Source organism: Algibacter sp. AS12, from assembly GCF_046736315.1.
GTDB classification, from domain to species: domain Bacteria; phylum Bacteroidota; class Bacteroidia; order Flavobacteriales; family Flavobacteriaceae; genus Algibacter_B; species Algibacter_B amylolyticus.
The window spans coordinates 4099670-4126087 of the sequence record NZ_CP151841.1; the positions used below are offsets into that span (position 1 = coordinate 4099670).

The following is a 26418-nucleotide window of genomic DNA, read 5'->3' on the forward strand; positions in this document are numbered from 1 at the left end:
TAAAAACCTATCCATAAAATTTAAAATGATACTTGTTATCCAACTCGTATCCTTATTTTCTCTTGTAATAGGTTTAACGTATGTCATCTTTAGCAATATTGCTAATTTTAAAGAAGACATGAAAAACAACACCATTATTAATGCTAATTTAATTGGAGAATATTGTGCTGTTTCCCTGGATTTCGATGTTTCAGAAAACGCTGTAGAAACATTACAAAAACTAAAAAACATTCCTTCTGTAGATGTTGGAATTGTTTATAATAATGATAATGAAATATTTGCAGATTTTTATGCAGACGGAGAAAAAGTCCTAATTTCAAACACTAATAGTTCTGATTCTTGGGAGAATTTCGATGCCAATTTTTTAAGCGTTTTCAGACCCATTTATATTGAAAACAGTAAAGTAGGCTCTATTTACTTAAGAGTTTCTACCGAAGTGTTATCATTAAAAATTAGAGACTACGTAACCACTATGCTCCTATTATTAGTTGGCCTTCTCGTTGCTAATTATATACTTGCTTATTGGTTACAAAAAATAGTATCAGAGCCCATAATATATTTAACAAAAGCTACTAAAGAAATCTCGGAGAAAGGGAATTATCAAATGCGTGTTGAAAAACAAGGCAATGATGAAATAGGCGTGTTAGTAGATGAATATAATAAAATGCTTCTGCAAATTTACGAACGAGAAGAATCATTAAAACAACGAACAACCGAATTAACAGAAACATTAGGTAACTTAAAACAAACGCAACAAAAACTTGTTAATTCAGAAAAATTAGCTGCACTTGGTCAAGTTATCGCTGGTGTTGCACACGAAATAAACACACCACTTGGCGCAATTCGTTCTTCTATTGGCAATATTAAAAACACCTTAAATTTTGTGTTAAATGAGTATCCAATATTCATTAATGAATTGCCAGAGAAACTTAGGGTCGAATTTTTAGCCCTTATGGAAGACTCCTTTAAAAACAGACATATGTTAACCTCGAAAGAGGAGCGTGTTTTCAAGAAAAAGATAGCAGAAATATTTGAAAACCATAATATAAAAAATGCCTACTCTTTTGCAGATACTTTTGTAGACATGATGGTTGTTGAAGGTGTCGAAAAATATTTGGATCTTCTAAAAACAGAAAATTCTGAAAAAATTCTAGAAGTTGCGTATAAAATTACAGGATTACAACGCAGTACAGAAAATATTGAATTTGCAGCCGAAAGAGCATCAAAGGTAGTTTTTGCTCTTAAAAATTCATCTCGAATTAATAATAATGATGAGCAAATGCTTGCAGATATAACTGAAGGTATTGAAAACATCTTAACGCTTTATAACAATCAAATCAAGCAAGGTATTGAAGTCTCTAAAAGTTACGATAAAGTACCAAAAATCCTTTGTTATTATGATGAGCTCAATCAAGTATGGACCAACATACTTCACAATGCCATTTATGCCATGGAATTAAGCGGTAAACTAGATATAAAAGTTTATACTGAAAAAGATTGGGTAGTTGTTTCCATTACCGATAACGGAAAAGGTATTCCTAAAAATGAAATAAACCGAATATTCGAACCATTTTTTAGCACCAAACCAACAGGAGAAGGAACGGGAATTGGATTGGACATTTCAAAACGAATAATAGAAAAGCATAACGGAAAAATTGAAGTAGAAAGTAAACCGGGTAAAACCACTTTTAACGTTTATCTGCCTACAATGAACCGTAAACATGATTCAACAAAAATATAAGAATATTGCTATGGAGAAAACTGTAATCTTATGTGTCGATGATGAAAAAATCATATTAAACAGCATTAAAGCACAATTAAAAGCAAATTATGGAAATTCATTTCTGTATGAAACCGCCGAAAGTGCTAATGAGGCCTTAGAAATTATTGATGAAATAATGATAGACCTTACTGTTAAATTAATTATAATTAGCGATTGGTTAATGCCAGGTATTAAGGGTGACGAGTTTTTAATTAAAGTGCATAACAAATACCCTAATTCTTTAAAAATAATGCTAACAGGGCAGGCAGATACTAAATCCATTGAAAAAACTAGGAAAGAAGCAAGTTTATATAAATGTATTAGAAAACCTTGGGTTCAATCGGAATTATTTTCTTGTATAGATTCTGGAAGTGCAACTTATTAAAAACTAGGACGAATGAAAACGGGAGTAATATTTTGTGTAGACGATGAAAAGATCGTACTAAATAGCTTAAAAACTGAACTAAAAAATGCTTTTGGTAATAATTATATTATTGAAACGGCAGAATCTGGTATAGAAGCGTTAGAGGCTATCGACAATTTATTAGAATTAAATTATGAAATTCAAGTTGTTATTGCAGATTATGCCATGCCAATTATGAAGGGTGACGAGTTTTTAACTAAAGTTCATGAAAAATCACCTCATGCATTAAACATATTGCTAACAGGGCAAGCCACTATTGAAGGCGTTGCAAATTCAATAAACTATGCGCGCCTTTACAGGTATATTTCTAAGCCTTGGCATACTAACGACCTTGTTTTAACTGTTAAGCAAGCGCTTAAAAGTTACCAGCAGGATAGCCAGCTTAAAATAAAAAACGACCAACTAAGTGAGCTAAGCGCATCCTTAGAGGAAAAAGTTAAGTTGCGTACCGAAGAGTTAAATAATAAAAACAGCTTACTTCTAGAAAAGCAACAAGAAATTACGCTTCAAAACAAAGAACTTGAAAAATACAGAAACAACCTAGAGAACTTAGTTAAAGAGCGTACTCTAGAACTAACGGATGCTAAGGAAAAAGCTGAAGAAAGCGACCGAGTAAAATCTGAGTTTCTAGCCACCATGTCTCATGAGTTAAGAACACCTCTTAATGCTATTATTGGACTTTCAGATTTAATAGAAGGCGATTCTTCCATAGAAGAAATCCTGGAGTATGTAAAAATTATTAATATAAGTGGAGAGCATTTACTAAAACTTATTAATGACCTGTTTAAGATGTCGCAAATTGAATCTGGAAAAGAAAAGTTGATTATGAAGGATGTCGATTTAAACATATTATTTTACGACATTCATAAATCAATTAGAGATTATCGAAATAATTTAGGAAAAGAACACTTAGATTTCAAACTATCCATCCCGACAAATTATAGTAAATTAATCATTTATACCGACGAGTTAAAACTTAAACACATTTTAACAAACCTATTAAAAAATGCTATTAAGTTTTCGGAAACTGGCACCATCGATTATGGGTTTAAAATTTGTAAAAAAGATAATGATATGCGTATTATCTTTTTCGTGGCAGATGAAGGTATTGGGATAGACCAAAATAATCAAGATTTAATCTTTAATGGTTTTACACAAGTTAATGGATCATTTAACAGAACGCATGAAGGTGTAGGTATAGGGCTTACCATCGCAAAAAAACTTGTTAACCTTTTAGATGGTACTATTTGGGTAAATTCCAAACTAGGTGAAGGTAGTACGTTCTTTTTCTCCTTACCATTAAAAGACGTTCAAGGAGAAGTTACTATTGATAACAACTGTAATGATGTCGGTTTATCAAAAAGCAACTAATTATTAGTCCAAATTTACCCACTAGAATATATTTATTAAAGCAAATAACTTATGTTTCATTTAGTTTGTACTAAATGAAACATAAAACTACTGTAGTTGCTTTATAACAAATTCCGATCTTCTATTAATTTCATGCTCCTCTTCGCTACAAGCATCTTCTGTAACACACTTTTGTAACGGTTTAGACTCACCATAACCAATGGCAGTAATTCGGAAAGATTCAATGCCTTTAGACACTAAATATTCTTTAGTTGAAGTTGCTCGTTTTTGAGACAAATCTTTGTTGTAAGCCTCATTTCCTCTAATATCGGTATGCGATTCAATCTCAATTTGCATATTAGGATATTTTTTAAGTAAATCGACAACAGGTTGTAAAACTTTTTTAACATCCTTTCGAATATACCAAAGTTTATAATCAAAATTTATATCTGCCGTTACAATAACAAGCCTGTTGTTTTCGGTTTGTATATTAGGTTCGGAAGCTATAATATTATCATATTCTTTCTTTTTATTTTCGGCATCCTTCTTAAGCTTTACTTGTTCTTGCTTTAGTTTTTCCTGCTCTTTTTGTCGTTCTTTCTCGAAATCTATTTGCTGCTTTTCCTTCTCTTTTTTGTTAATAGAAGCTAAAGATACAAGTGTTAAAGATGCATCATTCTTTATATGGCGCTCTCCTCCTATTATTATTTTACGCTCAGCATCCTGATAACCATTGGCAGATGCTTTTACCAGCACTGTTATTTCACAATTAACATTGGTATTAAAAGCACCATCTTCCTTGGTTGTAAACGTATCTATATTTGTATTACGATCTTCAGAAATTAAAGTAAGTGTCACCTTTGCATTTGTAATACATGCTTCGGTTTCTTTATCTGTAATAATCCCATTTATGTATTGCTTACAATTTTCTATAATTAAAGGTTTAGATTCGTTAAAACTATAAATATCGTCGCTCCCTTTACCTTTTATTCTATTGGATGATACAAATCCAGATTTTAAGGATTTATCTAAATAAAAAGCAAAATCATCGTAACCAGAATTAAGTGGTAACCCTAAATTATCTGGCTTTTGAAAACTAGTTCCGGATTTCTTCGCCCAAAATACATCTAACCCTCCAAAACCAAATTGCCCGTTCGATGAGAAATATAAATCGCCAGTATCTGCTATAAATGGAAACTGTTCGCGGTATTCCGTATTTATGGCAGAACCTAAATTAACAGGTGTCCCGTAAGTACCATCTGCCTTTATATCGACATAAAACAAATCGAACTCACCTAAAGTCCCAGGCATATCCGAGGCAAAATACAATCTTGTGCCATCTGGACTTAATGCTGGATGTTCTACCGAAAAATCATCACCATTAAATGGAAGCGCTTCAATATTAGTCCAAACACCTTCAATTAATTCGGCTTTATAAATTTTTAAATGAGTTACAGATTTATCATCTTTTACCTCTTTACCTTTAGTATAATTATTTCTAGTAAAATAGATGGTTTTAAGATCTTGAGTAAAAGCTGCAGAACCTTCGTGAAGTTTAGTATTTATAGTGTTTGAAATAGACTCTGAAGCTGTACTTCCTTTTGAAACACTATCTTTATTAATCTTATAAATATCTAAAAAGGGCTGATTGTTCCAACCGTAATACTTACTAAAAATATTCTTTTTATGTACTTCTTTTTTTGAAGCTGCATACACTAAATTATCTTGATAAGGAAACATACCAAATTCTGAATTCTCAGTATTTATAGCTAAGTTTTCAAGATTATAACGATTACCAATAGCCATAATATTTTCTTGCTTAACAACCTCAGCATCAAAAGTTTTTAAAACTGAAACATCTCCTTTTTCTGCTAGAAATTCACGACTAACACTATTAGCATCTTTATAATTCCCCGAAGCTTTAAGCGCTTGGATGTACCTAAATACATTCTGGTCTGTTTTATTACCACGTTTACTGTTTACCAAATAACCGTAAAGTCTTGCAGACGATTTAAGATCGCCAATGTTATAATAACATGTCGCTAAATTTTCAACAACTTGGGTAATACGCTGTTTTGTATTTACTTTTTCGTAAAACGGAATAGCTTTAGCATAATCCGCACGCTCAAAATAGGCATTAGCACGTCGTAAATCATTATTAAAAATGGAATTAACCGAAGATTCTTTTTCCTGTGCAAACCCAGAAAACATAAGTATGAATGCAAATATTGGTAGTAATTTTTTCATCAATAATATTTTTAGAAAAATCTTGGTGATTTTTTATATCCTTCTTTTAAACCGAATAACGACACATCGAACAATAATACAATTTCGTGCGATCCGTTGTTATAATTAGAAAACTCTGAAACCGTAGCATCATAAGAGTAAGCCACCTTAAACGATGGTGTAACTCTAAACCCAACAATACCACTAACAGCATCGTCTAATCTATACGAAAGACCAGCTTCCAAACGATCGTGTATTAAGGCATTTACAGATACATCTAGATTAACTGGAGCGCCTTTTACGGCTCTAGCCATAAATGAAGGTTTTAATTTTAAATTTTCGTTTACAGGATATACGTAACCACCAATCATATAAAAGTGCACCTCCTCTTTTCCTAGTTTTGTAGCCACAACAGCATCATCAAGTTGAGTTGTTCGTAAAAAATTAGGAACAGATAACCCCAAATAATAGGAGTCTGTAAAATAATAAGCACCTGCGCCAATGGTTGGATAAACCTCATTTACATTATTAGTAAATGTAGGGTCGTTAGGATTTATTAAGCTTCCAGTAAAAGCAGTATCATATAAAGTAAAACCGGCTTTTAATCCTAAAGACAACTTACTGTTTGTATTAATATTTAAAACGTATGCAAAGTCTGCGTTAATATTTTTTTCGTTTATTTCGATAACATCTTGCCCAATTTGATCGGTTGTAAATGTTAGTCCCATTTCAATTTTATCATTAAAAGGCGTATGTGTAAAAAATGAAAACGTTCTAGGACTACCAATGGTGTTTGTCCATTGCTTACGGTAATTAGCACCTAAATTAACAACACCGAAATCGGTTGTGGAGTACGCAGGGTTTACAACGTTCATATTGTAAGTATACTGCGTAAATTGCGGGTCTTGTTGCGCCACTACTACATTGCAGAACAACAAAGCTAACAGCACAGATTTTATATATTTTGACATTTTTGAATTGGTATTGCTAGTCATTATCGTTTTAAATAAACTTGTCCTTGATATGGTTTTGTATCAAATCGATTAAAATTAATTACGTAGAAGTAAACGCCTGTTGGTAAAACTTCGCCGCTAGAAAATCCACCTTGATTACTTTTACCATCCCAGAAACCAACTTCTATATCGCCTTTAAAAACAACACGTCCGTATCTATTATAAATTTCAATGTTATAATCTGGGTAAACAAATTCTATGTTTTGTAACTCGAAGGTATCGTTGATGCTATCGCCATTAGGAGAAAATGCATCTGGAATGACTAATTCTTTTGGATCGCAAGCTGTTAAATCGACTGTAATGCCTACCGCATTGCTTTCGCATGTTATGGTTTGTCCCGACACTGTTGAAGTGACTTCGTAAACCGCGTAATAGGTGCCGTTATCTAGTACCGTGTTGTTATCTAGACTGGTTCGTGTAGACACGTCATAAGAATCATACCAAACTAAAGTATGGTTAGCTGGTATAGTAAAGTGTGCATTACCAGACTCATCTTCTAATAGATCTGCAATTTGTTTTTCTTCTATTCCGCAAAAATTAGCTGTTGTAGCACTTGGTAAAGGATCTTGAACATCCACCAAAGTTATTTGAATCTCTATAGCTTCACTTAAACAAGATTCCACTTCTACCTGCGCAAAATAGGACATTCCGTTTTCTAATAAAACGGTTCCTAATAAAGGATTATCGCTTTCGTCCTTCCATACCACGGTTCCGTTGCCAAAATACACATCGTTTAAGGTAGCTTGGTCTATACTACAGTACAGTACTTGAAAATCGTTGCTTGAAATTGTTGGATTAGCCAAAGTAAAAGCAACCTCCGTTCTTTCGTTACTTTCGCACCCTGCGGTAATGGTTTGAGAAGCGTAAATAGGCTCTGTAAGCGTCGATAATTCCAAAGTAGCATCTAATGCTGTTGTAGTGGTTTCATCTTCATAAATGGTTATAGTATTTGACGTTTGTGTTTCTAAAGCATCTATTAACTCTTGAACTGTAGGCTCGTTTTCTAAACAAAATGTTACTGGTGTTAATTCTGGTTTTGAAGCTCTATCTTCTAACGAAAAATTAACTTCCACTATAGCACTAGAACATGCCTCTGCTATAATTTGTTGCACATAAACAGGACTAGCAACATTTTCTAGTAACTCTGTAGAAGGAATAACTACTGTTCCTGCTGCATCTGAAAAATAGGTAAGCTCACCTTCTCGAGACAGTGACGATTGGTTATAAGCCAAATCCTCTAAAGTATACACCGTACCATCGGCTGTACAAAAACTGTTTGTAATAGGCTCTGGGTTTGGAGCTACATCGGTTGTTGTAAATGTAACTTGAACACGCTCGCTCTCGCAGCCTTGAATTGCTGTTTGCGATACCCAATATTCCTTTGTTTCATCTAGTGGTAAGGCGGTACTTGTGTATTCTGGTCCTGTTTCCGATGTAAACCACTGTACAATAGCCGCATCTGTTTCTATTTGTAAATCGCTTATTGTAGGCGTTGCCGAAGAACAAAACTGATTTGTTAATGGTGTTGGCGTATTAGCCTGATTTACAAAAGTAATTACAGCTTGGGTTCTTGTTGTACTTACACAACCTCCAGAAATAGTTATTTCTGCCCAATATGCATTATTAGTGTCTATAACGTCTGATGTGTTGTAAGCTGTTCCATCGGTTTCGGAATCGTACCACACAATATCTTGCGCAGTAGTATCTAGGTTTGAAACCGTATTGGTTACCAAACTACAAAATACATTGGTATTTAAAACTGGCGACGATGCATTGGATACTTCTGAAACCGTTAATTGCTCGGTTCCTAAATCGCAACCTGTTATAGCACTAGTAAATACGGCATTAAAAGTAGCATCTTCCGTTATTTCGAAAGTTTCTGGTACCTCAACATCATTTATATCGGTTAGAGAGATATTAACATTGGCTCCTGCAAAAATGGATAAATCGCCTAAAGTGACTGGTCCATTTAACAAACAAACTTGAAAATTATTTTTAATTAATTTAGGTAATGGCGGATCTCCAATTCTAAACGTTAAACGTGCATCGAAAATATGATTATTTCCAGATTTAGTTAAGCCAATATCGATACCTTGAGCGGTATAATTATCAATTTCAGTTTGACTTAATCCTCTACAAGCTGCATTATCATCTTGTACACTTCGTATAACAAAAACATAATCGCCATCAGGAAGTTGGCTAACATCGTTAGTATTAGAAATATTCAAATCGATACCATCACCTTGAGTATTATTGGTTAATGACACACTAGGATCTCTCGGTTCGAATTGTCCTGGTTCGCTACCATATTGGTAAATATCGAAAGTTACTGGGTTATACGCTATAAATTCCCCGGAAGGGCTATTAAAACCAAACTGAACACTTGAAGCATCGCACTTATTATCTGGTACAATACTAAACATAGGATTTGGTGGTGCAGGAATTAAATTAAGAGAAATGCCCGCATTTAAATCTTTACAATGCACAAAACTATTAGATTGATAAAACACCAATTGATTGCTACCTAACATAAAACGATCTACAGATACATTGGATACGGCATTTCCGTTAGAGAAATTTACCTCATCGGTAAAATCGACACCGTTTATAGAATATGTTACAGATTGTGTTCCATCAATAGGATCGAAATTAGAATCGACAGTATTTAAATAGGTAATTAAAATATCGTCGAGCTCACAACCCGTTGTGGATGTTACGGAAATAGATGGCTCTAAAAATATATCGAAAGCTTTTGGTGGCACATTTATAATAGAAGTACACAGTGGTAGTCCGCCGCATGGAGATGGCGCTGTGATATCGTCTATTTGCAAGGTTAAGGTCTCACTAGTAGTTAAAACAAGATCTGGAACTAAAACAAAGGTTGCATTTCCGTTGGCAAATTCAACATTTTTCGCATTCATATGTGTACCTAAATTACTTCCAGTAACCGTATAGCTTAAGCTATATGTACCGTTAGCCAAAAGTGAATTATCATAATTTAGAGTTACTGCTCCTTCGCAATCCACATCTAAAGTACCTACTAATTCTAGTTGTTCTTCAATACAAATAGTAAAGGTTGTTTCTTGTTCTTCGCAAATTGGATGATCTGGTATTACTTTATAACTAAAAGAATAAGTACCAGCACCAAAGGTGTTATAAATATTTTCAACATTTATTTCGAAATCTGTACCGCTAGAAAGTTCACCGGTACTTGGTATATTAGTATCCGACCATTCGCCATTAGAATCTTCGCCACTTAGTCTAGAAAAAAGATTTAGAGCTCTTAGGCCAGACATATCATCGGTTTCACAAAGATTTAAATCGAATGTAACACCAGGATTTGGAGATCGTCTAACTTCTACATCTATAATTGCCGAACTTGAAGGGCAACCATTAACAGAGGGCACCGTATAGGTGAAGGTATAGGTACCAATTGGTACATTTCCAAAATCAAAAAATTCATTTGATAGTAAACCCGTAGCCATATTCCCTGGACTTTCTGTCCAAACTCCGCCTGTGTCTGGTCCAATCATGGCATTAGCCGTATCTATAAAAATAAATAAATCTATAATATTAGCTGTATCATCATCATCGGTCTTTAAAACCTGACAGACATTATTTGTACCAGGGTTTTGATTGTTCTCTCCCGGATAACCACCTAAGTTTATAATTACAGAAGCTATACTAGCGTCGCAAGACGGATTCATATACGTAAATCCATGAGTACCAAACCTATTTATAGCCCATAGGTTCACTATTCCTGTAGTTTCATTTAAAGCATCGGAATCAAAGTTACTATCTGCAACCCATGTTCCTCCTGGAGTTTCACTGGTTATTTGATCGAATAGATTAAAAGCTTGTAAGCTAGGATCTGTTTCTTTATCACATATTGTAATTTCCGATCCAGTACCTGCACATTGTGCAATTCCATAAAACGAACTAAAAACAATAAAACTAGTAAAAATGAAACGGAATATATTGCGAGAGCAAGTATTCATTTAATTATAGATTTGGATTTAAAAGTTGGCAATATATAAAAAAAGTACTCGTAAAAATACTTTTAATCGTTTTTATATGCATTTCAAAGACAAAACACAATAATAATATAAACCACTAAAAATTCAATCTTTTAATTATGGATTTGATAATGCGTTCTATTTTGCCCGTACTCTTTTCCTTTAATTTGAAAAAAAATGAATAGATATTGTAATATATTGAACCCCTTAAATTTAGTAAAGCTTTCTTAATTTAAACAAAGAATCCCGCCGAAGCGGGATTCAAATAAATTGGACTATCAAACTAACAACATATTATAAAATGAAATTATATCCAATTCACTGATGAAAAAAGTTAAAAGATTTTAGTTTAAAAACTTTGGCTGTATAATTAACATTGCCCAAGCCCAGTTTTGAGTAGATTTAACACCCGGTAAATCAGCTATTTCACTTGGCTCAAAGAAATGAGAATAACCAGTCACTAATTTAAATTCTTTGAATTGTTTTGCTATCACTAAATCTAATTCTGTTCCTAAAGCTTTACCATCAAAACCATTTACATCTTCAACTTCTGAAAATATATGACCTGTTAAACTAACAGCTAAACCAGAAAACTTAGTAGAAAGAGATAACTGTAAGTCATTTAAACCTCCAGCGTTTGCATGGTTTCCAACATAAAATCGATCCATTAAACCATTAAATGCATGATTAGTTCCATATAATGGGAAGAATGCAGCAGAATCATCTTTTCGACCCGAGATAGTTTCGTAACCAGCTCCTAGAGTTAATTTATCAGAAACTTTATATTTAGCTAAAATACTTGCTAATAAAGCACCTTTAACATCAACTCCTCCTATTCTTTCTCCTTCTTGAATGAATAGATTTGCTCCTAACGACAATGCATTTACTTTATAATCTGCGTGTACACCTGCAGTAATTAAACTAGACTTTTTAGAACCATCTACATTAGAATTTTGGTACGTGTTAACTAACCCTAAGAAAGATAAATTAAGTTTTTCACCTTTTGTATTAGCTCTTAAGAATACCATATCTCTATAAGAAAATAATGTAGAATTATTATAAACTTCATCAGTTGTAGTATTTAGAGATCCACCTATATCTAAACTGAATTTATTTTTCTTGTATTTATAAACAGCAGCATCGTGCGTTCTGGCTTGTTGCGCCCATCCTAGACCACCTAAAATTCTTTGATCATCGTAAGATAATGGTTGACGACCTAATTTTAAACTTGAAAATTCTCCTAATTTTAAATCTGCCCAAGCTTCCTGTACTCTGAAATTTCCATTGCTAACAGCTGATATTTGAGTTCTATCCCCAAAAAGAAAAACTTCTTGAAAACTAGTATATAATGTATACGTTTCTGCTTTATACGTAGCCTTTAAGGCTGCTCTTACTGATGTACTTATAAAACCTTCATCGGCATCTGTAGCCGTCTGTGCAGGAAAACTTCCTCCTGTGTAATTACCACCATTTCCGAAATATTCCGAACGTGGTCTAAATTCGCCATCTAATGTAAACTGCGCTTGTGCAAATTGAACCACTAGTGCTAGTAAACCTATTAATACATATTGTTTTTTCATGTTACTTGTTTTTAATTTTTGATTGTTTGAGTTTTTGTTAATTTATAGCTGTAGTTTTCCTGTAATCATGAAAAAAACATTTTCATAACTTCAAAAAAATTACAACCTGTATTTGTATTATTTTTTACTTAATGTTCTAAAAAATCAATTAAGTGTTTTCTGTATTTGTAGTAATCGTTATGCTCTAAAACCGATTTACGGGTTCTAGGTCTTTCAAAATCAATATTTAAAATATCTCCAATTTTAGCCTTTGGACCACTAGTCATCATTACCACGCGATCTGCTAGAAAAATAGCCTCGTCCACATCGTGTGTAATCATAACCGCAGTAATTTTTTCCTTATTCCAAATTTCTATAAGTATATCTTGTAGCTCGCCTCTTGTTAACGAATCTAACATTCCAAAAGGCTCATCTAGTAATAATACTTTTGGCTTAATAGCAAATGCCCTTGCGATACCAACACGTTGTTGCATTCCTTGAGATAACTCTGAAGCACGTTTATTAAACGAATCTTCCATACCTACCTTTTGTAAATAATATTTAGCAATATCAGTACGTTGCGCTCTAGATGCATGCGGAAATACTTGGTTAACACCTAACATAACGTTTTGCAAGGTTGTCATCCAAGGCATTAAACTAGGCGCTTGAAAAATAACACCTCTATCTGGTCCAGGACCTTTAATATGTTTTCCTAATACCGAAATGTTTCCTCCCGAAATAGGATTTAATCCCGCAATCATAGATAGCATAGTGGTTTTTCCGCAACCAGAATGACCAATAATGGTAACAAACTCTTCCTTTCGAATCTGCAGATTCAAATCTTCAAGAACCACATAATCACCCTTTGGCGTTGGATATACCTTTTTAAGGTTTTTTAAATCCAACATCACATCCTTAGAAGGAAAAAGACCATTATCATTTAATTTAGTTGCTGTATTATTTTCTATTATAGCACTCATAAAAATCTTATTTAAACTGGTTTACAAAATCCTTAGGACTCAATTCCGGAAGCACATATTCTACTGTAGATTTCGATTTTCTTTCATCGCCAATATCCATTAAGTACTCAATAATGGCATTTCTAGTTTCCTTAAAACTCGCGTTATCGTTCATTTCTGTTTTATCTCTAGGGCGCTCTAAATCTATTTTAAACTCAGGTCCTAAAGTTGCATTAGGTCCTGGTCGTAATGGAATAATACGATCGGCCATATAAATACCCTCATCAACATCGTTAGTAATCAATAAAGCGGTACGCTTATCTTTACCCCAAATATTTAAAATTTCGTCTTGTAAATTACCACGCGTTAAAGCATCTAACGCACCCAATGGCTCATCCATAATTATCATTTCTGGTTTCATAGCTAATGCTCTAGCCACAGCAACACGTTGGCGCATACCACCAGATAATTCCTTAGGACGTTTATTAATAGCCGGTGTTAAACTTACCATCTCTACATAATTGGCAACAATGTCGTTTAACTCGGTTTTACTCTTTTTCGGAAAAGCCTCCTTAACAGCCATAAAAACATTTTGTCCTACCGTTAACCAAGGCAACAACGAATAATTTTGAAAAATTACTCCACGCTCATGGCTCGTTCCTTGTACAGGCTCACCTTTAAATAAAACTTCTCCTTTAGTAGGCTCAATTAAACCATTAATTAAATTTACCAAAGTTGTTTTACCACTACCAGTAAATCCCACAATAGCAACAAACTCCCCTTCATCAATAGTTAAATTAATGTTCGACAACACTTCGGTTTCGCTATCACCTTGTCCGTAAGTTTTATAAATATTATTTAATTCTAAATATGCCATTTCTTATATGTTTATACGTTTACTTGCCTGTTGTTTATCCAATACTCTTAGGTAAACAATTCCACATTTAAACTCTGTTATTTTTGGGGCGTTACCACAAGGGTCGGGCTCTACATTACAAGTCCTCGCTCCGTACCTCCGCTGTGGGCTTTTCATTACAATCCCTAACGCGGGTTAGTTTGCTGTTACCTGTCTTCAGTAGGCAATCATCAGCTTATCCTCAAAAGAGCTAAACTTCCCTCTTCCGTTAACCGTCTTCTGTCAATAATTATATCGCATCCGTTTTATCAAAACTCACCCAGTTTTGTATTGTTAGCATTAAGCGGTCTAATAAAAAACCTATAATACCAATTACAAACATGGCAACAATAATTTTAGCGTTAGAGTCGTTTGCACCATTTTGGAATTCCTCCCAAACAAACAATCCTAAACCAGGACTTTGGGCTAATAACTCAATAGCAATTAAAACCATCCACGCTACCGATAATGTAATTTTTAAACCTGTAAAAATTAATGGTAAAGACGATGGTAAAACCACTTTAAATATTTTCTGAAAATTACCAAGCTTTAATACTTTGGCAACGTTTATATAATCCTTATCTACAGATGATACTCCCATTGCTGTATTAACTAAAGTAGCCCACATAGAACATAATCCTACACTAATAAAGGAGATGGTAAACGAGCTATCTTCATTAGAGCCTATTAGTAATGTTTTTACAATCATAAAAACCAGTAAATACCAAACCACCGGCGATACAGGTTTAAATATTTGAATAAACCAATTAAAAGCACTTTTTAAAGTAGGACTTAGCCCTATAAAAATTCCTAAAGGAACAGCAATAAATAATGCCAATAAAAAACCAGCAAAAACTGTTTTTAAACTTCTAAAAATTTGATCTACAAACGATGGTCTTCCCGTATACGTTATAGCATCCAAACCTTGAGCAGTACGTGTCTCGTTTAAGGCAGCCGTTTTTTCTATAAAAGCCGCTTTATCTGCCGCAATAATATTGTGGTCTCGTAATAGCGATTTATAAGAATCCCAAACCTGACTTGGCGATGGTAATGTGTTTGGCTGGCATCCAGATTCTCCCGATGCTATACAAGCGCGTAAAGCATCTGCAGCTTCTTGTCCTTGATCTGTTAAAGCTTTTTCAATTTTATGATCGGCTTCAATATTATACAAAGACTTTGCCCCCATATGCCACAAACCAATAAATAACAAAATAGAAGCAATTGGCACTACCGTTTTACGTAAAAAAGTTTTAAATTCTTCCTTATCTAGCTTCCCTGTAAATAGGCCTTTTAATGTGCTTAAAAAACCGAGTCCCATAAATTTGGTTACTTTTCCTAATGTTAAACTTTGCTTCATGATGATTTATTTAATGTATTCTTTCTTTTAAAAACTTGTCAGTTCCAGTGATTTTAGTAATAGATAATGAGTGGAAAATTTATCGAGCCTCATTTGTTCTATACATTGTTCTCAATAGGATTTCTTGTTATTCAAAATCACTCGAACTGACAATAATTTATTTTATGTTATTGTACCGCTTTATCCTTGTTACCAATTTTAAAACTATTGATGTAAGCGATAGGATCTTTAGCATCATACATAGTACCATCTATAAAATCTGTGGTAGCTGGTTTATAACCATCTGTTGTTGGAATATCTACTGCAGGAATATTACCTTCTTCTACCAAAAGGGTAGCAGCTTTTGTCCAGATATCTGGTCTGTAAATGTCTTTAATAGTATTTGCATACCAATCTGCAGGTTTTGCTTCAGGAATTTGTCCCCATCTTCTCATTTGAGTTAAAAACCAAATCCCATCAGAATAAAAAGGATATGTTGCATTGTACTTGTAAAACACATTAAAATCTGGCATCTCACGCTTGTCTCCTTTTTCAAATTCAAAAGTTCCTGTCATAGAGTTAGCTAATACTTCTTCTGGAGCACCAACATATTGAGACATTGATAAAATTTTAACTGCTTCTGCTCTATTTGATGGTTCATCTAACCATTTTCCAGCTCTAATTAAAGCTTTAGTTATAGCAATAGCCGTATTAGGGTTGTCCTCAACAAATTTCTCTGTCATTACAAATACTTTTTCTGGGTTATTTTTCCAAATGTCATAGTTAGTTACTACAGGAACACCAATACCTTTAAAAACGGCCTGTTGGTTCCATGGCTCACCTACACAGTAACCATAAATAGTACCTGCCTCAAGTGTAGCTGGCATTTGTGGTGGAGGCGTTACAGATAGTAAAACCTCGGCATCGATTTGACCTTGTACATTATCTGCTGTGTACATACCTGGATGAATTCCAGCTGCTGCCAACCAATATCTAATTTCGTAATTATGCGTAGAAACTGGGAAAACCATACCCATTTTAAATGCGTTACCATTAGTTTTATACTCATCTATAACTGGTCTTAATGCTTCTGCCTTAATAGGATGTACAGGTTTTCCATCGGCACCCTTTGGTACATTTGGTTTCATTTTAGACCACACATCGTTAGATACTGTAATACCATTACCATTTAAATCCATAGAAAATGCGGTAACTAATTTAGCTTGACGCCCAAAACCAGCACCTGCAGCAATAGGCTGACCTGCTAACATATGAGAACCATCTAACTGACCATCAATAACACGATCCAATACATTTTTCCAATTTGATTGTGCCTCAACAGAAACAAATAATCCTTCATCTTCAAAAAAGCCTTTTTCCTTTGCAATGGCTAAAGGTGCCATATCTGTTAATTTTATAAAACCAAACGTTAGTTGTGGCTTTTCAATAGCCAACGTTTTAGTATTAGAGGTTTGTGTAGCCGTATTTACTGCTATCGCATTTTTCTTTTCTTTTCCACCGCATGCCATTAATAAAGCAGCTACGGGTAAAATCCAAGTTGTTTTTTTTAGTAGAGATTTCATTTCTGTTATGTTTTAATTTTACACTAAGTATTAATACTTATTCAAGGCAAATATATAAGTAGTCTTTATTTCATTTTATGAGTATCCCCATATTATTACCTCTTTTTTTACCATAGAAAAAACTATTAAAAACCATGTTTTTATTATAAAAAACTATAAAACAACCACTTACAACTCATTTGATTAATACGTATGCGTACTTACATTTAGAAAATCACACAAAATAAAAATGAAATTACTATCTAAACTATATACTATTTAACAGCAAGAGGTTAACTAAAATCAACTACAAGGACTCCCAAAATAGAGAAAGTTATAAGTCTTAAATACTTAAATTAAGAAGAAGAAGAAAGAGTAAAATAACGACAACTCAAGCATTAAAGCACATTAAGTATCTAAGAAATAGTTGTGCTCACTAATTTCATTCTTTAGAAGCTGAACATCGGTAATGCTAATTTTTTTCCCTTTAGCACTTATTAAGCCTTCCTTCTTTAAGATTGAAAAGACACGAATTACTTGTTCTTCAGTAGTTCCTGCATAATCAGCATATTCTTTCCTACTTAAAGGTAAGTTTAGAAATCCGCGTAAGTCGCCAAATTTACGGTTTATATATAACAAGGTGTCAATAACACGCTCGCGAACTGTCATTTGAGAAATAGACTTTACTTTATTCTCGCTTCTATTAAGCTCATTAGCATAAAACAACATCATACTATAAGCAAACTTTGGGTTTTCAAGTAAATTATCTTGGAGTTGCTCTTTAGCAAAATAGTACAACTCGGTATCTTGTAGCGCAATAGCTCCAATAGAATAGTATTCTTGAGTACCAAAACCACGATGCCCAACTATTTCACAAGCCTTTGCAAAACGCACAATCTGTTCGCGACCATTAATACCTGTTCTAAACACCTTTACAGTTCCTGATTTTATAAAATAAAGCCCATTAACCGGTGCACCTTCAATAACAAACTGTTGTCCTTTTTGACACTTTAGTATCGGATTATGGCGTACTTCTTTCGAATTAAAGAGCACATCATAAAAATTGTGTATCAAACAATTATGACTTCCACAAACACCACACGTGCCATCTAATGATGTTTTATTTTCGAATGGATTGTTTGAAGTAGAAACTAACATGAAGTTATATATTTATGTAAAAATAAGTATTAATACTTAATTAACATACTTAGAATTTAATTTTTACAGGTACTTCAATAAAATGCACTTACTAATTAAGTAATCGAAATTTTAACAACCATTTTTTATTTGATTTCTATTAATCTCAGAAGAACCTTTTATAATAATGGCCGACTTAAACAGATTCGTTATATTTGTTAGGACATAACGAAAAATATTTATGATCTCTATTTCTGAAGCGATTTCAATTGTAAAACATAGCAGCAAACCGCTTTTAAAAGAAACCATTAAGCGTGTTGAAAAAGCTGGAGGTTACATTTTATTTAAAGATGTTATATCACCCATTAATATGCCACCGTTTAGGCAGTCGGCCATGGACGGATATGCTCTTAATTTACATGATAATTTAACATACATTTTAATTGGCGAAGTAAAGGCTGGCGATGGACACCAACCCATTCTAAAAAAAGGAGAAGCTGTTAGAATATTTACAGGAGCTGCAGTACCAGATTCGGCTAATGCCGTTATGATGCAAGAAAAGGTATCCAAAACAGGAAACAGTATCACTCTAGAAATACAAGCAAACACACAGCAAAACATTAGGCCATTAGGCGAACAGGTAAAAACCGGAGATATTGCTTTAAAAAAAGGCTCTAAGCTAACGCCAGCAGCTATTGGCTATCTTATTTCATTGGGTATAACAGAAGTTTCTGTATTTAAAAAACCAAATATTGCTCTTGTTACTACGGGTAATGAGTTGGTTGAGGCTGGCCAAGAATTAACTTTCGGAAAAATATACGAGAGCAATTCTAAAATGCTTTTAAGCGCACTCTACAGTTTAAAGTTTTATGATGTTACGCTCTACAAAGTGGAAGACAATTATACTAAAACTGTCGAAACACTACAAACAGCAATAAACGACAATGACCTTGTACTCATTACTGGTGGAATTTCTGTTGGCGATTACGATTTTGTTGGTAAAGCCTTAAACGAATTAACAGTACAGCAGCTTTTTTATAAAGTAAAACAGAAACCAGGAAAGCCTTTGTTTTACGGGAAAAAGGATGACACCCAGATTTTTGCTTTACCGGGTAACCCTGCTGCTGCTCTGTCGTGTTTTTATGTTTATGTGTTTATAGTGTTGCAAAAACTAATGAATAGAGATACTGAAGAATTACCTAGGGTCACCGCCAAATCCGTTTCAAGTTTTAAGAAAAAAGGCGACAGACCTCAATTCCTAAAAGCGATTTATAACAACGGATCTGTTGAGATTTTGGAAGGTCAAAACTCATCGATGTTGCAAACTTTTGCCCTTTCTAATGCCTTAGTTTATGCTCCGGAAACGGTTACCGATATTAATGAAGGTGATACAATTGAGGTTATCCAATTACCAGTTTAAAACAACATTATGGGATATAAAATAAAAAGTAGAATTTGGATAGAGGCCAATAACAATGTGCTTCTAGGCGAAGGTCGTGTGCACCTTTTAAAGGCCATTCAAAAAACGGGGTCGCTTTCAAAAGCTGCTAAATCACTTAATATATCTTATAAAAAAGCATGGCAATTGTTAGATTCCGTTAATAAATCGGCTAAAAAACCGGTTACCATAAATAGTATTGGTGGTAAAGGCGGCGGAGGCGCAGAACTTACAGAATATGGACAAGCCTTAGTTAAAGCTTTCGATGAAATCAATAAAAACTGTTGGGACTTCTTAGACAAACAGCTAGAAAAAATTGAGCGTATTTAAATGTTACAGACCGAAAACATATATCTCTTTCTATTAATCCTACCTGTCGTATCCTTTTTATACGCTAGTGTTGGACATGGCGGTGCTAGTGGCTATTTAGCGTTAATGGCGTTATTTTCCTTTGCACCAGAAACCATGAAACCTACTGCCCTATTGTTAAATCTTTTTGTTGCAGGCATTTCATTTTTCTATTATTACAAAGCGGGTCATTTTAATAAAAAGCTATTTATCTCATTTGCCATAGCTTCCATCCCACTCGCTTATTTGGGTGGTACTTTGGAGGTTGATGCTTCTATTTACAAAAAAATACTCGCCGTATTATTAGTCTTTGCTATTCTAAAAATGCTAAACGTATTTGGTAAAGAAAGCAATAGTATAAAACCAATAAAACCTTGGCAAGGTTTAATTACAGGTGCTATTATAGGCTTCTTTTCTGGGCTTATTGGCATTGGTGGTGGTATTATATTAACGCCTATAATTCTGCTATTGCATTGGGGTAAAATGAAAGAAGCCGCAGCGGTTTCGGCACTTTTTATTTGGGTTAATTCGGCAGCAGGATTAATAGGCCAACTAAATAGTGGCGTAACTATCCAAAAAGAATCCTTTCTATTGGTTGCCATTGCACTAGTTGGGGGCGTTTTAGGTGGTTATTATGGTAGTAAAATAATTAACAACCAACGTTTACGATATATTTTGGCCTTTGTATTAATCATTGCCTGTGGCAAATTATTTTTCACTTAAATGATAGACAAAAAAAACATAACAGGCATTATTTTAGCTGGTGGAAAAAGCTCCCGCATGGGTACAGACAAAGGTTTTCTACTACTAAACAACAAACCTTTTGTTCAATATAGCATTGATGCTTTATCGCCGTTGGTTTCCGAAATTATAATTGTTTCGGATAATGCTGATTATGATGTTTTCGGATTAAAACGCATTACCGACATCACTAAAAATGCAGGTCCCGTTGCAGGAATATGCTCAGGTTTAGAAGCATCTTCAACAGACTATAATTTAATTTTAAGTTGCGATATTCCGTTAATTAAAACACAAATACTTGAAAAGCTAATTGATAATATTGATGATTATCACGAAATTATTCAGGTAGAGAGCAATGGTAAAGGCATGCCATTAATAGCCCTATATAATAAAGACGTTACAAAGACCTTTAATACTTTTTTAAAAAATGATGAAAGACGTTTACGGGTTGCTATTAATTGCTGTAAATCTAAAAACGTCATATTAGAAAAAGAAAATGAATTTACAACCATGAATGTAAATACTAAAACAGAATTAAAAGCCATAAAAGATGCAAATAACCATTAAATATTTCGGGCAATTAACTGAAATCACCCATATTGAAGAAGAAACTTTAGAGGTTTCCGGAACATATATTTATGAACTTTTAGAAACGCTTTATAGAAAATACAACACCTTAAAAACTAAAGATTTTCAAGTCGCGCAAAATCAAGAACTCGTTTCGAAAGAAACCGAATTAACAGGTGCCGAAATTGCATTGTTACCACCTTTTGCAGGAGGCTAATAAAAAAATAAAAACTGGTAGGATAAGATTCCTACCTTAGTACGAATGATGAGCAGGTACAACAGACATATCATATTATCCGAAATTGGTCAAGTAGGTCAAGACAAAATTTCCAACGCTAAAGTGTTGGTTATTGGCGCTGGTGGCTTGGGCTGCCCTATTTTACAATATCTTACTGCAGCAGGCATTGGAACCATTGGCATTATAGATTTTGATGTGGTGGATATTACAAACCTACAACGCCAGGTGCTTTATGGGAAATCATCGTTAGGCGTAAATAAAGCCATTGCAGCAAAAACACGTTTAGAAGATTTAAACGATAGTATTTCTATTATCGCTTACGCGGAACAGTTAACGCATAAAAACGCCATGGCATTATTTAATGAATATGATATTATTGTAGATGGTTCAGATAATTTTGAAACGCGTTACTTAGTGAATGATGCCGCTATAATAACAAACAAACCATTAGTATTTGGAGCCATTTACAAATTTGAAGGACAAGTTTCTGTTTTTAATTATAATAATGGACCAACATACCGTTGTTTGTTTCCAAATACACCGGCACAAGGCACTATACCGAATTGCTCAGAAATAGGAGTTTTAGGTGTGCTTCCTGGTATTATTGGAAGTATGCAGGCCAACGAGGTTTTAAAAATAGTTTTAGGTATTGGTAATGTCCTTTCCGGACACATACTTTGCTATAATGCTTTAACTTGTAAAACCTCCACTTTAAAAATTAAAAGAAATGAAATCGCTATTTCTCAAATTCTAAAAAACATAGAAAACTTTCATAATACCAAAATCGTTTTTAATTGCGAAACAGAAATTAGCATTATTTCTATTCACGATTTGTTTCCTAAAGACAACATCCAGTTTATTGATGTTAGAGAAGCACATGAATTACCAAAAATTGAAGGTTTAAATATAACAGCTATCCCGTTAAGCGAGCTAGAAAACAATTTACACCAAATAATTACAGATAAAAAGAAAGTCCTTTTGTGTCAATCTGGTGTAAGAAGCAAACGTGCGGTTTTAATATTGCAACGTGCAAATATTACAAACTGTTTTAGTTTGAAAGAAGGCGTAAAGGAAATAATTGATACTTACAACGTTTTTAAAACGACGCAGGAAAACGAAAGTTAAAAAGACCTGTAAGGCTGAAAAAGTAATAACAAAAAACGCCTCCATTTGGAGATCGAAAAAATATAACCATGACAAAGAAAAAACCAAAAAACGTATTCCAACCAGGTGCCATAACTTCAGAATTTATTGGCAATTCTATTTACAAACACCAAACAAAAACAAGTATTGGCGCTCATAACATTTTCTTAGGACAAGTAAGAGCAGACGAGATTGATGGTAAAACGGTTTCGGCCATTGAATACACGGCTTATGAAGATATGGCAAATCAGAAATTTCATGACATTAGAGAATCTGCCTTTGATAAATTCGATTTATCATGCATGCATATTTATCACAGTTTAGGTACTGTAAAAACAGGAGAAATTTGCTTATTTGTATTTGTGTCTTCACCAAAACGAAAAGTAGTTTTTGAAGCTTTAGAATATATCGTTGAAGCTATAAAAGCAGATGTTCCTGTTTTTGGTAAAGAAATATTTGAAGATGAGAGTCATAAATGGAAAGTGAATAATTGATTATTTTTTATTTACTATTTATTACTAAACTACCATGAAAGAACAATTAAAAAATAGAACAAAAGTATTTGCCCACAACTGTGTTAAAACAACAAAATCTTTACCAAACACATACCTTTCTAATCATATTAGAGGTCAATTGATTAGATGCTCTACTTCTGTTGCTGCAAATTATAGAGCTACATGTATTGCTCAGTCTAAACCTAGTTTCATTGCTAAAATTAGTATAGTTATTGAAGAGGTGGATGAATCTAATTTCTGGTTAGAATTTGCTTTAGATGAAAACTTAACTGAAAAGAGTTTAATTGAAAATCTTTTGAAAGAATCTAGCGAATTAACAGCTATTTTTATGGCTTCAAGAAAAACGGCAAGCAGGAAATAATCAATAAAAAATAATAAATATTCAATTCGAGATGGTTGATATCACACATAAAGTAACAACACTAAGAACCGCAATTGCTCAGGCTGTTGTAAAGGTTAGCAAAATAGAAACAATACAAGCTATTAAAAACGACACTGTTCCTAAAGGCAATGTATTTGCCATGAGCAAAGCGGCTGGATTATTAGGCGTAAAACGCACACCCGATATTTTACCCGATTGCCACCCCTTACCTATTGAATTTACAGGTGTTGAATATGAAATAAACGATTTAGAAATAACGGTTTTATTTACTGTAAAAACAATCTACAAAACAGGTGTTGAAGTTGAAGCTATGCATGGCGCAAGTGTTGTAGCTTTAAACATGTACGACATGCTAAAACCTATCGATAAAGGCATAGAAATCCATGCCATTAAATTATTGAAAAAGAAAGGTGGTAAATCAGATTTTAAAGATGCGTTTAGAAAAGATTTAAAAGCCGCTGTTGTGGTTTGTTCCGATACTATTTCGGCTGGACATAAAGAAGATAAGGCAGGAAAAGCGATTATAAATAAGCTTGAAAGCTGCGATGTTAAAATCTCGGAATATGTTATTATTCCCGATGAGATTGAAGCCATTCAACAAAAGGTAAAAAGCTATCAAGAACAAGGTATCGACATGGTAATTTATACTGGTGGCACAGGACTTTCGGGTCGAGATGTTACACCAGAAGCACTAATACCATTATTGGATAGAAGAATTCCGGGTATTGAAGAAGCGATTCGTAATTACGGACAAGACCGTATGCCTTTTGCAATGCTATCAAGAAGTGTTGCGGGAACCATTGGCAATACTTTAGTTCTGGCTTTACCTGGCTCTACAAACGGAGCCAAAGAATCTATGGATGCTATATTTCCATCGGTGTTACATGTTTTTAGAATTTTAAAAGGCGCAAGACACGACTAAAATATTTATTCCTGCAGTCGTTAAGTCGATTGAGCGATTCTGCAATTAAACAAAACGAAAAAATGAAAGACAAAACAAACATATTACAAGATTTACATGGTAGAGATCATGCCTATCTTCGTATTTCGTTAATTGAACGTTGCAATTTACGCTGTACCTATTGTATGCCAAAAGAAGGCGTAAAATTATCGCCTAAAAGTCATTTAATGACTTACGAAGAAATCTACGAAATTGCTAAAACGTTTGTAGACAACGGCGTTACTAAAATTAGGTTAACAGGTGGCGAGCCCTTAATTAGAAAAGATATTCCGGTAATTTTAGAAAAGTTAGCGACACTTCCGGTTGAGCTTTCCATTACATCCAACGCTGTGATAATCGATAAATTTATTGCTGTTTTAAAAGCCAATGGCGTTAAAAAAATTAATGTTAGTCTAGATTCGTTGGACGCAGCAAAATTTAAACATATTACGCGCCGCCACGAGTTTGAAAAAGTTTACAACAACATTTTACTTTTGGTTAAAGAAGGTTTTAAGGTTAAAGTAAATGCGGTATTAATGAAAGGTTTTAACGATAATGAAATTATCGATTTTATACATTTCACCAAAGATATACCTATTTCTGTTCGTTTTATTGAGTTTATGCCTTTTGATGGTAATAAATGGGATATGAGTAAAATGGTATCTTATGCCCAAGTAATGGATTATGTTAATAACGCTTTCGCGGAAGACAGCATAGAACGTATACAAGATGCACCTAACGATACCTCGAAAAACTATAAAATAAAAGGCTACAAAGGCAGTTTTGCCATTATAAGCTCGGTTACCAATCCGTTTTGCGATTCGTGTAATAGATTGCGTTTAACAGCAAATGGACAACTAAAAAACTGTTTATTTTCGGCTGGCGAATCGGATTTATTAACCACTTTAAGAGCTGGAAACTCCATAGAACCTGTTATACAAAAAGCCGTTGCCGATAAATTTAAGGTACGCGGTGGCATGGATACACTTAAAAAACTACAAGAACCAAAATTGCATAACAACAACCGAAGCATGATTACTATTGGTGGGTAAATTGTACTGATTTATATTAACAAGCCATCATCGGAGTGATCCTTAAGCTTAAATAAATCGAAACTTAGTATTTTGTTTTTATAATTTACCAATATTTCCTTTTTTAATAATTTTCTAGGTAAAGGAATTCTCATTTTAAAATAAGCAGAAGGGTAACAATAAGAATGTTTTTTCCCTTCAGCATTTTCATTACTGTCTTGGTTTAAATTACTTTTATCGGTGGTAACTACCAAATTATCTCGACTTACATAAAAATTAAAATCTTCTTTAACATAACCAGGAATTTCTAATTCGTAATGAAAACTAGAATCTGTTTCTAGAACTTTTAAATCTGGATTTTCGTTAGTTTTTGAAAAATAACGCTTGTAGGTTCTTGATAACCTTTGTTTGTTTTTTGAGAATGGAGACATAATTAATTGAGATAAAATTAAACAGCAATATAATGGGTAAACCTATTAGAGTAGAGTAAATTTAAAAAGACCTTAATCACACTCTATCTATCTGAAAATCAATTAAAAGTATAATAAAAAATTGAAACAAACAATTAAGGCTTTGTTAATTTTTATGTCTTAGTAATTATTTAACATTTAGAGGCTTAGTATTTATTTACATATAAATAGCCAGACTCCAAAACCAAGTTATTTATTTAATAGGAATCGATTTTTTAGCCCTGATAGAAGTGGCATCCTTTTTTGTGCAACGCAGTGTTACTAGATAAAGAAGACTTTAGTATTTGCTAATACTATTATAAAAGATACTATAGCCCAAACATAAAAAAGATATAACGGATAGCAGGTAACAGCTTCAAATACTTA

23 protein-coding genes are annotated in these 26418 nt (G+C 33.6%); 13 read left to right on the top strand and 10 right to left on the bottom strand.

Going from position 1 to position 26418, the window contains the following annotated elements; genetic code table 11:
* The first annotated feature begins 25 nt into the window (after nucleotides 1–25).
* From AAFN75_RS16705 to AAFN75_RS16715, 3 genes are read left to right on the top strand one after another with little or no spacing between them, the layout of a single operon-like run.
* A complete protein-coding gene (locus AAFN75_RS16705; protein ID WP_411807438.1) occupies nucleotides 26–1741 on the top strand; it encodes an ATP-binding protein in 1716 nt (571 codons plus the stop codon).
* A complete protein-coding gene (locus AAFN75_RS16710) occupies nucleotides 1722–2147 on the top strand; it encodes a response regulator (protein WP_411807439.1) in 426 nt (141 codons plus the stop codon). Before AAFN75_RS16705 ends, AAFN75_RS16710 begins: the two co-directional genes overlap by 20 nt.
* A gap of 12 nt (nucleotides 2148–2159) precedes the next feature.
* Nucleotides 2160–3557 carry an ATP-binding protein gene (locus AAFN75_RS16715; RefSeq protein ID WP_411807440.1) on the top strand — a complete coding sequence of 466 codons (1398 nt, stop codon included), beginning with the start codon at nucleotides 2160–2162 and terminating at the stop codon, nucleotides 3555–3557.
* A gap of 87 nt (nucleotides 3558–3644) precedes the next feature.
* On the opposite strand, the gene AAFN75_RS16720 is transcribed toward AAFN75_RS16715, so the two are convergent.
* From AAFN75_RS16720 to AAFN75_RS16760, 9 genes are all read right to left on the bottom strand, one after another.
* Nucleotides 3645–5783, bottom strand: a complete 2139-nt coding sequence (locus AAFN75_RS16720) for an OmpA family protein (protein WP_411807441.1) — start codon at nucleotides 5781–5783, stop codon at nucleotides 3645–3647.
* A gap of 11 nt (nucleotides 5784–5794) precedes the next feature.
* Nucleotides 5795–6733, bottom strand: a complete 939-nt coding sequence (locus AAFN75_RS16725) for a type IX secretion system membrane protein PorP/SprF (RefSeq protein ID WP_411807442.1) — start codon at nucleotides 6731–6733, stop codon at nucleotides 5795–5797.
* Between the two features lie 23 nt (nucleotides 6734–6756).
* Entirely contained in the window at nucleotides 6757–10773 is a 4017-nt protein-coding gene (locus tag AAFN75_RS16730; protein ID WP_411807443.1) for a gliding motility-associated C-terminal domain-containing protein, read from the bottom strand.
* 362 nt (nucleotides 10774–11135) lie between these two features.
* Entirely contained in the window at nucleotides 11136–12371 is a 1236-nt protein-coding gene (locus AAFN75_RS16735) for an alginate export family protein (RefSeq protein WP_411807444.1), read from the bottom strand.
* Between the two features lie 128 nt (nucleotides 12372–12499).
* Nucleotides 12500–13330 carry an ABC transporter ATP-binding protein gene (locus AAFN75_RS16740; RefSeq protein ID WP_411807445.1) on the bottom strand — a complete coding sequence of 277 codons (831 nt, stop codon included), beginning with the start codon at nucleotides 13328–13330 and terminating at the stop codon, nucleotides 12500–12502.
* 7 nt (nucleotides 13331–13337) lie between these two features.
* Entirely contained in the window at nucleotides 13338–14186 is an 849-nt protein-coding gene (locus AAFN75_RS16745; RefSeq protein ID WP_411807446.1) for an ABC transporter ATP-binding protein, read from the bottom strand.
* 268 nt (nucleotides 14187–14454) lie between these two features.
* Nucleotides 14455–15561, bottom strand: coding sequence for an ABC transporter permease (locus AAFN75_RS16750; RefSeq protein WP_411807447.1), 1107 nt, complete (start codon nucleotides 15559–15561; stop codon nucleotides 14455–14457).
* Between the two features lie 167 nt (nucleotides 15562–15728).
* Nucleotides 15729–17123, bottom strand: a complete 1395-nt coding sequence (locus tag AAFN75_RS16755; protein WP_411807448.1) for a CmpA/NrtA family ABC transporter substrate-binding protein — start codon at nucleotides 17121–17123, stop codon at nucleotides 15729–15731.
* 387 nt (nucleotides 17124–17510) lie between these two features.
* Nucleotides 17511–18260 (bottom strand): Crp/Fnr family transcriptional regulator, encoded by a 750-nt coding sequence (locus tag AAFN75_RS16760; protein WP_411807449.1) that lies wholly within the window; start codon nucleotides 18258–18260, stop codon nucleotides 17511–17513.
* A gap of 220 nt (nucleotides 18261–18480) precedes the next feature.
* Between AAFN75_RS16760 and AAFN75_RS16765 the strand changes: the two genes are divergently transcribed.
* The 10 genes from AAFN75_RS16765 (at nucleotide 18481) to moaA (ending at nucleotide 25603) form a co-directional block, all read left to right on the top strand.
* Nucleotides 18481–19659: a molybdopterin molybdotransferase MoeA gene (locus tag AAFN75_RS16765; protein WP_411807450.1), complete on the top strand. Its 1179-nt coding sequence runs from the start codon at nucleotides 18481–18483 to the stop codon at nucleotides 19657–19659.
* A gap of 9 nt (nucleotides 19660–19668) precedes the next feature.
* Complete coding sequence (locus tag AAFN75_RS16770; protein WP_411807451.1) at nucleotides 19669–20007, top strand: winged helix-turn-helix domain-containing protein; 339 nt, start codon at nucleotides 19669–19671, stop codon at nucleotides 20005–20007.
* Nucleotides 20008–20748 carry a sulfite exporter TauE/SafE family protein gene (locus AAFN75_RS16775; protein WP_411807452.1) on the top strand — a complete coding sequence of 247 codons (741 nt, stop codon included), beginning with the start codon at nucleotides 20008–20010 and terminating at the stop codon, nucleotides 20746–20748.
* Nucleotides 20749–21333 (top strand): molybdenum cofactor guanylyltransferase, encoded by a 585-nt coding sequence (locus AAFN75_RS16780; RefSeq protein WP_411807453.1) that lies wholly within the window; start codon nucleotides 20749–20751, stop codon nucleotides 21331–21333.
* Nucleotides 21317–21550 (top strand): MoaD/ThiS family protein, encoded by a 234-nt coding sequence (locus AAFN75_RS16785; protein ID WP_411807454.1) that lies wholly within the window; start codon nucleotides 21317–21319, stop codon nucleotides 21548–21550. Before AAFN75_RS16780 ends, AAFN75_RS16785 begins: the two co-directional genes overlap by 17 nt.
* 45 nt (nucleotides 21551–21595) lie before the next feature.
* The gene (gene moeB, locus AAFN75_RS16790; protein ID WP_411807455.1) at nucleotides 21596–22696 is read left to right on the top strand and encodes a molybdopterin-synthase adenylyltransferase MoeB; all 1101 of its coding nucleotides are present in this window, start codon (nucleotides 21596–21598) and stop codon (nucleotides 22694–22696) included.
* Between the two features lie 68 nt (nucleotides 22697–22764).
* Nucleotides 22765–23208, top strand: coding sequence for a molybdenum cofactor biosynthesis protein MoaE (locus AAFN75_RS16795; protein ID WP_411807456.1), 444 nt, complete (start codon nucleotides 22765–22767; stop codon nucleotides 23206–23208).
* A gap of 34 nt (nucleotides 23209–23242) precedes the next feature.
* Entirely contained in the window at nucleotides 23243–23590 is a 348-nt protein-coding gene (locus tag AAFN75_RS16800) for a four helix bundle protein (protein WP_411807457.1), read from the top strand.
* Nucleotides 23591–23621: 31 nt separating this feature from the next.
* Nucleotides 23622–24533: a bifunctional molybdenum cofactor biosynthesis protein MoaC/MoaB gene (gene moaCB, locus AAFN75_RS16805; protein WP_411807458.1), complete on the top strand. Its 912-nt coding sequence runs from the start codon at nucleotides 23622–23624 to the stop codon at nucleotides 24531–24533.
* A gap of 62 nt (nucleotides 24534–24595) precedes the next feature.
* Nucleotides 24596–25603, top strand: coding sequence for a GTP 3',8-cyclase MoaA (gene moaA, locus AAFN75_RS16810; RefSeq protein ID WP_411807459.1), 1008 nt, complete (start codon nucleotides 24596–24598; stop codon nucleotides 25601–25603).
* Nucleotides 25604–25614: 11 nt separating this feature from the next.
* Here the strand turns inward: moaA and AAFN75_RS16815 are convergent, their stop codons facing one another.
* Nucleotides 25615–26013: an Hsp20 family protein gene (locus AAFN75_RS16815; protein WP_411807460.1), complete on the bottom strand. Its 399-nt coding sequence runs from the start codon at nucleotides 26011–26013 to the stop codon at nucleotides 25615–25617.
* Between the last annotated feature and the right edge of the window lie 405 nt (nucleotides 26014–26418).

Bases quoted from the DNA above. Each gene is read 5' to 3' on its own strand.
- AAFN75_RS16745 (WP_411807446.1), bottom strand. From the start codon at position 14,186: ATGGCATATTTAGAATTAAATAATATTTATAAAACTTACGGACAAGGT.
- moaA (WP_411807459.1), top strand. From the start codon at position 24,596: ATGAAAGACAAAACAAACATATTACAAGATTTACATGGTAGAGATCAT.
- AAFN75_RS16710 (WP_411807439.1), top strand. From the start codon at position 1,722: ATGATTCAACAAAAATATAAGAATATTGCTATGGAGAAAACTGTAATC.
- AAFN75_RS16815 (WP_411807460.1), bottom strand. From the start codon at position 26,013: ATGTCTCCATTCTCAAAAAACAAACAAAGGTTATCAAGAACCTACAAG.
- AAFN75_RS16765 (WP_411807450.1), top strand. From the start codon at position 18,481: ATGATCTCTATTTCTGAAGCGATTTCAATTGTAAAACATAGCAGCAAA.
- AAFN75_RS16800 (WP_411807457.1), top strand. From the start codon at position 23,243: ATGAAAGAACAATTAAAAAATAGAACAAAAGTATTTGCCCACAACTGT.
- AAFN75_RS16720 (WP_411807441.1), bottom strand. From the start codon at position 5,783: ATGAAAAAATTACTACCAATATTTGCATTCATACTTATGTTTTCTGGG.
- AAFN75_RS16715 (WP_411807440.1), top strand. From the start codon at position 2,160: ATGAAAACGGGAGTAATATTTTGTGTAGACGATGAAAAGATCGTACTA.
- AAFN75_RS16760 (WP_411807449.1), bottom strand. From the start codon at position 18,260: ATGTTAGTTTCTACTTCAAACAATCCATTCGAAAATAAAACATCATTA.
- AAFN75_RS16735 (WP_411807444.1), bottom strand. From the start codon at position 12,371: ATGAAAAAACAATATGTATTAATAGGTTTACTAGCACTAGTGGTTCAA.
- AAFN75_RS16705 (WP_411807438.1), top strand. From the start codon at position 26: ATGATACTTGTTATCCAACTCGTATCCTTATTTTCTCTTGTAATAGGT.
- AAFN75_RS16750 (WP_411807447.1), bottom strand. From the start codon at position 15,561: ATGAAGCAAAGTTTAACATTAGGAAAAGTAACCAAATTTATGGGACTC.
- moaCB (WP_411807458.1), top strand. From the start codon at position 23,622: ATGGTTGATATCACACATAAAGTAACAACACTAAGAACCGCAATTGCT.
- AAFN75_RS16730 (WP_411807443.1), bottom strand. From the start codon at position 10,773: ATGAATACTTGCTCTCGCAATATATTCCGTTTCATTTTTACTAGTTTT.
- AAFN75_RS16775 (WP_411807452.1), top strand. From the start codon at position 20,008: ATGTTACAGACCGAAAACATATATCTCTTTCTATTAATCCTACCTGTC.
- AAFN75_RS16755 (WP_411807448.1), bottom strand. From the start codon at position 17,123: ATGAAATCTCTACTAAAAAAAACAACTTGGATTTTACCCGTAGCTGCT.
- AAFN75_RS16795 (WP_411807456.1), top strand. From the start codon at position 22,765: ATGACAAAGAAAAAACCAAAAAACGTATTCCAACCAGGTGCCATAACT.
- AAFN75_RS16725 (WP_411807442.1), bottom strand. From the start codon at position 6,733: ATGTCAAAATATATAAAATCTGTGCTGTTAGCTTTGTTGTTCTGCAAT.
- AAFN75_RS16740 (WP_411807445.1), bottom strand. From the start codon at position 13,330: ATGAGTGCTATAATAGAAAATAATACAGCAACTAAATTAAATGATAAT.
- AAFN75_RS16770 (WP_411807451.1), top strand. From the start codon at position 19,669: ATGGGATATAAAATAAAAAGTAGAATTTGGATAGAGGCCAATAACAAT.
- AAFN75_RS16780 (WP_411807453.1), top strand. From the start codon at position 20,749: ATGATAGACAAAAAAAACATAACAGGCATTATTTTAGCTGGTGGAAAA.
- moeB (WP_411807455.1), top strand. From the start codon at position 21,596: ATGATGAGCAGGTACAACAGACATATCATATTATCCGAAATTGGTCAA.
- AAFN75_RS16785 (WP_411807454.1), top strand. From the start codon at position 21,317: ATGCAAATAACCATTAAATATTTCGGGCAATTAACTGAAATCACCCAT.